Source organism: Natronoglycomyces albus (genome assembly GCF_016925535.1).
In the GTDB taxonomy this organism is placed as follows: domain Bacteria; phylum Actinomycetota; class Actinomycetes; order Mycobacteriales; family Micromonosporaceae; genus Natronoglycomyces; species Natronoglycomyces albus.
The window spans coordinates 1,877,342-1,888,450 of sequence record NZ_CP070496.1 but is presented as its reverse complement, the minus strand read 5'-3'; the positions used below and the strand labels follow the sequence as shown (position 1 = coordinate 1,888,450).

Sequence of the window (11,109 nt, the reverse complement as noted above, 5' to 3'; positions counted from 1 at the left end):
GGGTGCGCATCATCAGTTCGAATGGTCGTCACGACGTGACGATTCAAAAGTCGCGGTTTTGGTGTTTTCTGTTTCGAGTTCAGACCGAATCGCAGGCCAGGGAGGCCATCGCTGCGCATCGGCGTACTTTTTGGGATGCTTCGCATAATTGCACCGCCTATGTGGTCGGCACACAGGGGCCGTTGCGGCGTTCCAACGACGATGGAGAACCGGCCGGGACGGCCGGAGCGCCGATGTTGGAGGTGCTCACCGGTCGGGAGTTGACCAACACCCTGGCGATTGTGACGCGCTACTTCGGGGGTGTGAAGTTGGGCGCCGGTGGCCTGGTGCGGGCCTATTCGACTTCGGTGGCGCAGGCGGTGGAATCGGTGGGGACTCACCTGTTGCGGCCCCTGCATCGGGTGAGTATCGAGGCAGACTACGCGATTGGGCCGGTGATTGAGTCGCTGTTGCGTTCAGGGGCCGCGATCGTCATCGACGTACATTGGGGGTCGTCGATGAGGTTTGATGTGGCCACTGATGATGTGGAGGGTTTGGAGTCGCAACTGCGGTCGCTTTCCTCTGGATCGGTCGATCTTGAGGTGACCGGTCAGTATATGGCAGAGGTGCCCGAATCCCCTGCCGCTTAGGTACGCGACTTGTTGGGCGGGGCTAGTCGTTGGAGAACCCTGTCACGGTGAAGGCGACCGCTCCGGCCTCATCGGAGGCGTCTAGATCCACCTCGGCGTCCAGATGCCAGTCGTGGTGTCCCTGGGGGTCATCGATGATGTGGCGGATTTTCCAGATACGGCCCTCTTCGTGGATGTCAATCATGTTCTTGGCGCGCGCGGCGGTGGTGGTGCCAATGTCGTCGTGTTGGGCGAAATAGGCCTCCAGCGCCTCGTCCCATTCGCTGCTGCCCCAGCCGGTCTCGAGCGCGGCCAGCGCGCTGATGTTGTCGTGGGCGGCTAGTTCGATGTGGCGGAAGGCGCTGTTGCGGATGGCGACGGTGAAGGCGTGGCGGTTGTCGGAGAAGGCGGTGCCGGGGCGTCCGATGTCGAGTGTGTCGGTTTCGGTGTCGGTGGGGTTGGCTAGTTGTTCCCATTCGTCTAGCAGTGAGGAGTCGATTTGGCGGACGGTTTCGCCCAGCCAGGAGAGGAGGTCGGTGAGTTGGTCGCCTTTGTGGGTCTCGGGCAGGGTTTGGGTGAGGGTTTTGTAGGCGTCGGTGAGGTAGCGCAGGAGGGTGCCTTCGGCGCGGGGGAGTTGGTAGCGGGCGATGTATTCGGAGAAGGTCATGGCGCCTTCCCAGAGTTCGCGGAGGATGGATTTGGGGGCTAGTTGGTAGTCGCCGGCCCAGGGGTGGCTGGTTTTGTAGGCGGTGAAGGCGATGTCGAGTTCGTCGGCTAGGGGTTGGGGGTAGTCGATGTCGTCGAGGCGGTTCATGCGTTCGGTGTAGTCGAGGCCTTCGGCGCGCATGGCGTCCATGGCTTCGGTTTTGGCTTTTTTGCGTTGTGCGGCCAGGATGTTGCCGGGGGAGTCGAGGGTGGCCTCGAAGATGGAGAGGATGTCCATTTGGTAGGTGTCGGCTTGGTCGTCGAGTAGGTCCAGGGCTGCGAGGGCGAAGGGGGCGAGGGGTTGGTTGAGGGCGAAGTGGTCGGGTAGGTCGACGGTGAGGGCGATGGTGCGGCCTTGGTTGTCGGGTTGGTCCAAGACGGTGACGATGTTGGCGTCGCGCAGAGTGCGGAAGAGGGAGATGGCGGTGCGGGCCATGTGTATTTGTTGGCTGCGGTTGGCGTGTGAGCCTTCGATGAGGTTGCGGACGTTGGTGAAGGAGTCGCCTGGGCGACAGAGGGTGGCTAGGAGCATGGAGTTGGTGAGTCGCATGCGGGAGGTGAGTGGTTCGGGTGGGGAGTCGATGAGTTTGTTGAAGCCTTCTTCGGTCCAGGTGATGGTGCCTTCCGGCGGCTTCTTTTTATGTAGTTTTTTCATTTTCTTGGGGTTGCTGGCGGCTTTGCGCAGCGCTTTCTCATTTTCGATGACGTGTTCGGGGGCCTGACAAATCACATAGCCGTCGGTGTCGAATCCAGCCCGGCCAGCCCGGCCAGCGATTTGATGGAATTCCCGAGCACGCAAACGGCGCGTCCGCTGGCCGTCATACTTAGTCAAGCCGGTAAAGACCACGGTGCGGATGGGAACGTTGATACCTACCCCGAGAGTGTCCGTCCCGCAAATGATCTTCAAAAGTCCCTTTTGCGCCAAACGTTCCACCAGCCGACGGTATTTGGGCAGCATCCCCGCATGGTGGACACCCACCCCGCCACGAATGAGCCGCGAAAGAGTCTGGCCGAACTTCGTGGTGAAACGAAAACCCGCGATCTCATCGGCGATGGCACGTTTTTCCTCCTTGCTGGAGGGGTTGACGCTGATGAGCGCCGAGGCCGAATCCAACGCCGAAGCCTGCGTGAAATGCACCAGGTACACCGGCGCCTGCTGATGATTCAGAAGATCCTCCACCGTGTCATGCAACGGGGTAGCGCGCCACTGATAATGCAACGGCACCGGCCTTTGCACCGACGTGACGGCAAGAGTGTCACGCCCAGTGCGGTCGGTGAGATCTTTCTCAAAAAACGACGTATCACCCAGCGTGGCCGACAAGAGCACAAACTGAGTCTTGGGCAACAACAGCAAGGGCACCTGCCAGGCCCAGCCGCGGTCAACCTCGGAGTAAAAGTGGAACTCATCGGCCACCACCTGGTCACAGTCAAGATCGGCGCCCTCACGCAAAGCAAGATTGGCCAAGATCTCAGCGGTGCAGCAAATAAGGGGAGCATCGGGGTTGACCGCCGCATCACCGGTGAGCATGCCGACATTGTCGGTGCCAAACTGGTTACACAATTCGAAGAACTTCTCCGAGACCAGCGCCTTGATCGGAGCAGTATAGAAAGTGGTACCACCGCGACTGATGGCATAGAAGTGAGCCGCGGTGGCAATCAGCGACTTACCCGAACCAGTGGGCGTGGACACGATGACGTTATTGCCCTCACACAACCCCATGAGAGCTTCCTCCTGGTGATCATAAAGGTCAATGCCCTCCTGATCGGCCCAAGAATGAAAAGCCTCGTATACGTCGTCGCCATCGGCGCTGGTGCTGGGCAGAAAGTCAATGATGCTCACAAGCGTCAATGGTGCCACGTCGCCACCTGCGGGCCACATTGTGTGCCCGAGGCGGCCGAACAAACACCCTAAGAACCCGCCACCCCTACTCAACCAATGTCATAGGTGACCGTCACCGGAGCGTGATCACTCATACGAGAGTCATAGGAGGCATCCCGCTCAACAGTGGCCTGGCGCGCGCTGGCGGCCAAATCAGGCGTCGCCACATGCACGTCGATACGCCACCCCGCGTCATTGTCGAACGCCTTACCCCGATAGGACCACCACGAATAGGGCCCCTCCTGATCAGGATGCAACGACCGAACCACATCGACCAAACCCGTGGCATACAAGTCACTCAACCACTGACGCTCCTCGGGCAAAAACCCCGACGTCTTCTTATTGCCCCGCCAATTCTTCAAATCAGCCTCGGTGTGCGCAATATTGTAATCACCACACACCAAAAAATGCCGACCGCTGCGCCGCGACTGATCCAACTTCTCTCGCATATAGGCGCCAAACTCCTCCAAAAAACGCATCTTCTCATCCTGACGCGCAGTACCGGTCTCACCGGAGGGCAAATACAAACTCCCCACCGTGACCTCCGGCAAATCCACCTCCACATAACGCCCATGCGTGTCAAACTCCGCGGACCCAAAACCAAAGCGCACCGCCTGCGGCACCGCCCGCGTCGCCAGCGCCACCCCCGCACGTCCCTTGGCCACCTGGGAGGGAACCCACACCCAGTTCCAGCCCTCCACCCGCGTAACGGCCTCGGGAACCTGATGCTCCTCAGCGCGTACTTCCTGCAGCGCCACCACATCGGCCTTCGTGGTTTCCAACCAGGCAGGGAAGCCCTTCTTCGCCGCCGCGCGGATCCCATTGACATTGATCGTCGATACTGTGAACATGCCGCACACTCTACCGGGCAGCCATCCACTCTCATCGCCGCGCGAGGCCAACCGCCACCAAATGTGGGACAGCCTCATCGTCATTTAGGTCGCGGCTTATCGGCCAGCAACGTCACGTTAGGCTAAATGACACAGTGTTTCTCAGTCACACACAGAGAAAGCTGAGAGACTGGTTCACACACACCGGTGGGACGGCATTGAAAACTCTTCCGATACTCAACCGCTTGCGGCGGGCCACTGAGCTTGCGCCCACACCCAAAGCCCGCCTGCGCGCACGCGGCCGCATCGGCCGCGCCACCACCGCCTTCCTCGCCGCAGCAACCATCGTCGCCTTGTCCGCCTGCACCGCCGGGGGAGCCTTCGCCGAGGACGACACCACCACACAAGACCAGCCCACCGGCGTCGCCCTCATCGGCATCCCCGGCCTGCAATGGGGCGACATCAACCCCCACGACACCCCCACCCTCTATGACATGGCCGGCTCCTCCGCCGTAGCCTCCATGAGTGTGCGCACCATCGGCGCCTGGACCTGCCCCGAAGCCGCCTGGGCCACCATCGGCACCGGCAACCGCGCCGGAGGAATCGGCGCCCGCACCTCCGATTGCTTCGAACAATCCACCTTCTCCAACCCCATCTCCCTGGGCGGAAACTGGCTACTACCCGACGCGGTCGAACGCGTCGCCGTCAACGACAAATACGCCTACGGGTCCCACGTAGGAGCGCTAGCCGAATCGGTGACCGCCGCCCGCTTCGAAGCCAACGAAGCCGACCTCGACGGCGACAGCTTCGACCACACCGACATCTGCATCGCCGCCATCGGCAGCGGAGCCGCCGTGGCCGCCGCCGGACAAGAAGGCCACCTCGACTACTGGCGCGACGACCTCACCTCAACGGCCCACGCCGCCGCCGAATGCCCCATCGTCCTGATCGACCCGGGCGTCTCCATCGGCATGTCGCCACAATCAGCCCACGAAGTCGAATACGACGCCTCCGAAGCCGGAGAAGAACACCAACCCGAAGCCGAAGACATCGACCCCATCGACGAGGAAACCATCGATGAGGAAACCCAAGAACAACGCCAAGCCGCCCAACGCCCCGCCCAAGCCGCCGTAGCCGACGCCGCCCTCAACCAAGCCCTCGCCTCACTACCGGACACCTTCGACATCATCGTGGCCGGAATCTCCGACTCCCACAGCCCCACCTCACTACACCCACTGATGTACACCGGCCCCACCACAAACCCCGGATGGGCATCCTCACCAACCACCGGCCGCGACGGCTACGTCCAAATCGTCGACATCGCCCCCACCATCTTGCGCACCGTCGACATCCCCCTCCACCCCTCCATGACCGGCCGCGGCATCAACTCCAACAACGAAACCCTCACCGCACAAGAAGCCATCGACGGCGGCATCTCCCACACCCGCGCCGCCCAATCAGTAGCCGCGGCCATGCCCAACTTCTTCCTCACCATCGCCGTAGCCGGCATCATCGCCATCATCGGCGCCACCGCCATCGCCATCCGCGGCCGCGACCACACCCCCGGCGCCCTCCTCACCTTCGGCCTGCTCACCGTGGCCTCCCTACCCGTAGCCGCCACCGCAGCCGGATCCATCCCCTGGTGGCACGCCAGCACCCCCCGCGTCGCCCTCTGGGCCCTCACCATCGCCTTCGCCATCGGATGCGCCGCCGCCGCCTCCATCGCCCCCGTCCGCAAACGACGCTACGGCCCCGCCCTAGTCATCTCCGCACTCACCTTCACCGTCATCGCCGCCGACCTCATCGCCGGATCAGCGCTCTCCCTACACACCCCCATGGGCTACACCGCCCAAGTCGGCGCCCGCTTCGCCGGAATGGGCAACTACGCCTTCGGCGCCTTCGCCGCCGCCGCCATCCTCCTAGTCGCCCTCACCCCATGGAAAGGCCGCTACCTCACCTACGGCGCCCCCACCGCCGCCGCCACAGCCTGCATCGTCGTAGCCGCCCCCATGTGGGGACGCAACGTCGGCGGCACCGTCACCCTCATCGCCACCATGGTGCTGCTATGCCTGGCACTATTTGGCAAACGCCTCTCCATCGCCACCACCCTCATCGCCGGATCCGCCTCCGCCGGCATCATCGCCCTCATCGGCTTCATCGACTTCCTACGCCCCGAAGAACAACAAACCCACCTCGGCCGCTTCGTCGGACAAATCCTCGGCGGCGAAGCCTTCCTCACCATCCTGCGCAAAGCCGCAGCCGCCTGGTCAACCGTGTTCAACACCCCCCTGACCCTCCTAGTCGCCGCCGGCGTCATCGCCATCATCTGGATGTGGAGACACGGCGCGCTGGCCGACCTGTCACGCCCCCAACAAGCCGCGCTCACCGGCCTAGCCGCCGTGGCGATCATCGGGTTCCTCGTCAACGACTCCGGCATCGCCGTACCCGGATTCGTCGCCGTGGTCGGCGTCCCCCTATTCATGACCACAATGCTGCGCACCAACGCCGAAGAGGACACCCCCCACCTGGAGCTCCCCCTCACCGAAGGCCTCAGCGGCACCGCCCGACCCCAATAGGCGCTGGTAGCGTCAACACAGCAGCTGAGACAACGAAACCTGGGAAGGAACCATCACGGTGCGCATCGTCTCGTGGAACATCAACTCCATCACCGCCCGAGCCGACCGGCTCGCCGCCTGGATCGAAGCCAACACCCCCGACGTGGTGTGCCTTCAAGAACTCAAAACCACCACCGAAGCCTTCCCCGCCCAACGATTCAACGACGCCGGATACGCCGTAGCCGCCCACGGCCAAGGCCGCTGGAACGGCGTGGCCATCCTCTCTAGAGTCGGCCTAGACCACATCCAACGCGACCTGACCGACCAACCCGCCTTCAACAACGCCACCGAAGCCCGCGCCATCGCCGCCACCTGCAACGGCGTCCGCATCTGGTCGGTCTATGTCCCCAACGGCCGCGACATCACCGACCCCCACTACGAATACAAACTCAACTTCCTAGGCGCCCTGGCCGCCGAAGCCGCCAACCGCGACGACAGCAGCCCCTACGCCATCACCGGTGACTTCAACGTGTGCCCCACCGACGACGACATCTACGACATCGACGCCTGGGAAGGCACCACCCACACAACCGACGCCGAACGCGCCGCCTTGAACGAGCTGCAAGAGACCAACCTCACCGAGGTCTACCCCCGTGCCCTCAAATACGACCAGCCCTTCACCTTCTGGGACTACCGCAACCTCGACTTCCCCAAAAACCGCGGCCTGCGCATCGACCTCCTCCTAGCCAACCCGTCCTTGATGACCCACGTCACCGACGCCTACGTCGACCGCAACGAACGCAAAGGCAAAGGCGCCTCCGACCACGCCCCCCTCGTGGTCGACACCAACCTCTAACCAGCACCCCACCGCTGCGCTCACACCCCCTCACACAGCGTCAACACCCACACCGTGCACAACAGGCACCCAGAAGAAGCAGCTATCGTGAAGGACGGCTGAGTTGTCTCAACCCCTACCCCAAGGGGCCAACGACGCAGAAAGGCTGACCCACCCGTGCACACCCAACACCACTCCCCGCTGCTACGCCACCTGATCGCCATCGGCACCGCCGTGATCGCGCTACTATTCCTGCTGGCCCCACCAGCATCGGCCGACCCCGACGAACACGCACTCGAAGAAGACCTCGCCGAAGCACTCGAGGCCGTCGTCGAAGCCGAAGACACCCTCACCGCCACCGAAAAACGCGCCGAGGACATCGAAGAATCCCTCGCCCAAGCCGAAGCCCAAGCCGAAGCACTCACCGACGACCTCAACGACTACGCCGTCTACCTACACCAACAAGGTGACCTAGCCTCCACCTCAGCCCTACTGTCGGCCCCCTCACCCGATGTCGCCATCGACTCACTGACCTACCTGACCTTCCTAGCCGAAGAACGCGCCGCCCTCGTAGCCGACGTCGAAGAAACCGCCCAACGCCTCCGCGACGAACAGGCCGCCCTCGAAGACGAACTCGAAGCCGCCGCCGAGGCCCTCGAAGAAGCCCAAGCAGCCCGCGACGACCTCGAAGCAAAACTCGACGAACTACGCATGCAAAGCCAAGGCGGCCCCAGCGGCGACGGCGGAGCCGGAGCACCCGCCCCCGTCGAACGCAACTCCGATGGCTCCCTGCCCTCAGAATCCTGCTCCGTCAACGACCCCACCACCTCAGGCTGCCTCACCCCCCGCACCCTGCACGTGCTCAACGAAACCCAATCGGCTGGATTCAACCACTACGTCTCGTGCTACCGCTCAGGCGGAGGCGGCGAACACCCCCAAGGACGCGCCTGCGACTTCTCCGCCGCCCCCGACGGATTCCGAAACGAAGCCGCCCAAGGCGCCCACAAAACCTACGGCGACAACCTCGCCGCCTGGTATGTCAACCACGCCGACGCCCTGGGCGTCTACTACGTCATCTGGTACCACCAGATCTGGTTCCCCGGCCGAGGCTGGTCGGCATACTCATCCGGAAACGGCACCCCCAACGGCGACCACACCAACCACGTCCACGTCTCAGTGCGCTAACACCCCCAACAGCCCGCTGAGCAAGGAACAATGAAGACCCACACCACCGGCCACCACAGGGGCACACCATGAGCACAATCCGCACCGACTTCATCCACGCCGCCACCACCACCGCCACCCTCCTGACCCACCAACGACTCACCCAACGATGGGAAGAACCCAGCCTCCTAGACCAATTCACCATCAAAGCGCTGGCCGGGCATACCGCCTACCAGATTCTGTCGGTCCAATCCGCGCTCGATACCGATGCGCCGCCCGGGGCGAAGGTCGTCACCCTCGATGAGCATTACGCACAGGCCGACTGGCTCAACACCGGCATCGACTCACCGGGCAACACCGCCATCCGCGACGGTGGCGATCGCCTAGCCACCGGCGGTGTCGCCGCGCTGGTCAGCGACGTCACCGCCGCCATCGACTCGCTCCAAGACACGCTGTTTGAACTGCCGGCCGACCATGTTATTCACATCGCCAAGTGGGGTTACGGCATTTCCTTGGACGACTACCTCGCCACCCGGATCATGGAAATGGCCGTCCACCTAGACGACCTCGCCACCAGCCTGGAGATCAACGAGGTTGAGCTCAACACCTCAGCCGCTCGCACCGCCATCGCCCTGCTGGCGAACCTGTCGATCGCCCGCCACGGCAGCCTGAACCTCATTCGCGCCCTAGCCCGCAGCGAACGCGCCCGTGGCGACATCACCGCCCTATAACGGCGCTATTAGTTACCAGCGGCTAGCCGCACGGCGAAACCAACCATGACCGCCCCCGCCACAGACGTGCCACCCGCAGCGAGGCGACGCCGATGGGCAAAGGCCGCCGCCAGCTTCGACCCCGACACAATCAGCACCGCTAGATAGGCCGCCGAACACGACAAGGCAATCAGACCCAACAGCAGATACGACAGCACCGGCCACGCATAGTTGGGGTCAACGAACTGCACGAAAAACGCCACAAAGAACAAAATGGCCTTCGGGTTAAGCAAACTGGCGATCAACGCACGCCGAAAGGGCCGCTCCCGTGACAGAAGGCTCTCAGAGGTGACCTCGGCGGATACCGCACAGGGGTCACGTCGAAGTCGCCTCCACGCCGAGGCCAGCAACGTCACCCCCAGCCACGTCAAATACAGCGCCCCCGCCCAGCGCACCACCGTGAACAGTGCCGGGGAAGCGGCAAACACCGAGGCAAGGCCAGCCGCAGAGGCAATCATAAGGATCGTGTCGCCAACAAAGACGCCGCTGGCGGCAGCCCAGCCCGTGCGCGCTCCGCGTCGTGACGCCACCGAAAGCACGTACAACGAATTAGGGCCCGGCAGCAGCACGATGATGACCGTGGCGATAACGTACGCCCACAAGTCGATGACTCCGAACAAGGTGACTCCTCGGCGATGGGGTGCGGGGTGGTTTCTCTCATTGTGCGCCGATGAAGCATCCGCGACTAGGTGAGCTTCGACACCAGCCTCAGACTTCGGGCAGGCGCAACTTATCCACCGCTTCCCGGGATCGCCGTTGCGGCCTGCGGTCATAGCGCGCCGTAGTCACCGGCGACGCGTGGCCCACCAGCGACTGAGTGATGGCCAAGTCCACGCCAGCGTCCAAGAGTTCACCAATGAAGGTGCGGCGGAAGTCATGCGGCGTGTGGCGGCGCTGCCCGGCCTGAGTCAACCGTTTGACCAACAGGTCGGCGATGGCTTGGCCGGTCATTGCCGACAGGGACCGTCCCGATTGCGTCTTTCCCACATAGCGAGGCCGCCCGGCTTTGTTAATCGGACAAAACAGCGCCCCAGGGCCCTGCCCACGCACACTCATCCACCGGTCCAGACGCTGCTGAGCCGCTTCGGTGAGGTACACCAGCCGTTCCTTGTTACCTTTACCCAATACCCGCAGACTTCGCTCGGATTCGTCATAGTCGACCAAGCGCAACGACGCGACTTCTGAACGACGACAACCGGTCGAATACAGTACCGCCAGCACCGCCGCGTCCCGTGCCCCAGCGGGGGAATCGTCCATGTCGCAGGCGTACAACGCTCCGCTGAGCGTCTCCGCATCGATTTGCTGCCCGGCCGGGAGCCTAGTCGCCTTCACCGGCTGCACGTCACACACGCGCTGGTAGTCCTCTGCGCCGATCAAGTCCAGACGCCAGGCCTCTTGCAGCACCCTCCGCAGCGCCGCGAGGTGTTTATTGATGTACGAGCCCGACCAGCCCCGATCCAACATGACCGACCGCAACGTCGAGGTGTGTTCGTAGCGCAGCAAATGCCACGGCTGGCCCGCCCCGGTGGCATTCTCGTCGCCGGACAACATTTGCGCGATACGGTCCAGACATCCGGCCATGGTCCGTCGCGATTCCTTCGACCCCAATGACTCCAGGTACACACGATAGGGATCCCGCCCAGGGCCCATCGACTCTAGGTTCCCTCCACCGGAGGACCACTGCACATCCGCAACCTCAGACGACGCCATGTATCCCAGCCTAGAACACTGGAGAAAATCCTGTGATGTCATAGGCAACGGGT

General features: G+C 63.0%; 9 protein-coding genes. 5 read left to right on the top strand and 4 right to left on the bottom strand.

The annotated features are described in order from the left end of the window. Positions 1-2: 2 nt before the first annotated feature. On the top strand, positions 3-629 hold the full coding sequence (locus JQS30_RS08025) for an IMPACT family protein (protein ID WP_213172827.1): 627 nt from the start codon (positions 3-5) through the stop codon (positions 627-629). A gap of 22 nt (positions 630-651) precedes the next feature. On the opposite strand, the gene JQS30_RS08020 is transcribed toward JQS30_RS08025, so the two are convergent. Beyond that, entirely contained in the window at positions 652-3,153 is a 2,502-nt protein-coding gene (locus tag JQS30_RS08020; protein ID WP_246498119.1) for a DEAD/DEAH box helicase, read from the bottom strand. Between the two features lie 89 nt (positions 3,154-3,242). Further along, on the bottom strand, positions 3,243-4,043 hold the full coding sequence (locus JQS30_RS08015) for an exodeoxyribonuclease III (protein ID WP_213172825.1): 801 nt from the start codon (positions 4,041-4,043) through the stop codon (positions 3,243-3,245). 197 nt (positions 4,044-4,240) lie between these two features. On the opposite strand from JQS30_RS08015, the gene JQS30_RS08010 reads away from it, so the two are divergent. The 4 genes from JQS30_RS08010 (at position 4,241) to JQS30_RS07995 (ending at position 9,307) form a co-directional block, all read left to right on the top strand. Beyond that, complete coding sequence (locus tag JQS30_RS08010; protein ID WP_213173121.1) at positions 4,241-6,598, top strand: hypothetical protein; 2,358 nt, start codon at positions 4,241-4,243, stop codon at positions 6,596-6,598. A gap of 58 nt (positions 6,599-6,656) precedes the next feature. Beyond that, positions 6,657-7,433, top strand: coding sequence for an exodeoxyribonuclease III (locus JQS30_RS08005; RefSeq protein WP_213172824.1), 777 nt, complete (start codon positions 6,657-6,659; stop codon positions 7,431-7,433). A gap of 156 nt (positions 7,434-7,589) precedes the next feature. Then, positions 7,590-8,597, top strand: coding sequence for a coiled-coil domain-containing protein (locus tag JQS30_RS08000; RefSeq protein WP_213172823.1), 1,008 nt, complete (start codon positions 7,590-7,592; stop codon positions 8,595-8,597). 68 nt (positions 8,598-8,665) lie between these two features. After that, complete coding sequence (locus JQS30_RS07995) at positions 8,666-9,307, top strand: maleylpyruvate isomerase N-terminal domain-containing protein (protein WP_213172822.1); 642 nt, start codon at positions 8,666-8,668, stop codon at positions 9,305-9,307. An 8-nt stretch (positions 9,308-9,315) separates the two neighbouring features. Here the strand turns inward: JQS30_RS07995 and leuE are convergent, their stop codons facing one another. Both leuE and JQS30_RS07985 read right to left on the bottom strand, forming a co-directional pair. Beyond that, positions 9,316-9,966: a leucine efflux protein LeuE gene (gene leuE / locus JQS30_RS07990; RefSeq protein WP_246498118.1), complete on the bottom strand. Its 651-nt coding sequence runs from the start codon at positions 9,964-9,966 to the stop codon at positions 9,316-9,318. Between the two features lie 88 nt (positions 9,967-10,054). Then, positions 10,055-10,927, bottom strand: a complete 873-nt coding sequence (locus tag JQS30_RS07985; protein ID WP_213172820.1) for a tyrosine-type recombinase/integrase — start codon at positions 10,925-10,927, stop codon at positions 10,055-10,057. Positions 10,928-11,109: the final 182 nt, after the last annotated feature.

Excerpts from the sequence above, each read along its gene's own strand:
- JQS30_RS07995 (WP_213172822.1), top strand. The coding sequence starts at position 8,666 with ATGAGCACAATCCGCACCGACTTCATCCACGCCGCCACCACCACCGCC.
- JQS30_RS07985 (WP_213172820.1), bottom strand. The coding sequence starts at position 10,927 with ATGGCCGGATGTCTGGACCGTATCGCGCAAATGTTGTCCGGCGACGAG.
- JQS30_RS08015 (WP_213172825.1), bottom strand. The coding sequence starts at position 4,043 with ATGTTCACAGTATCGACGATCAATGTCAATGGGATCCGCGCGGCGGCG.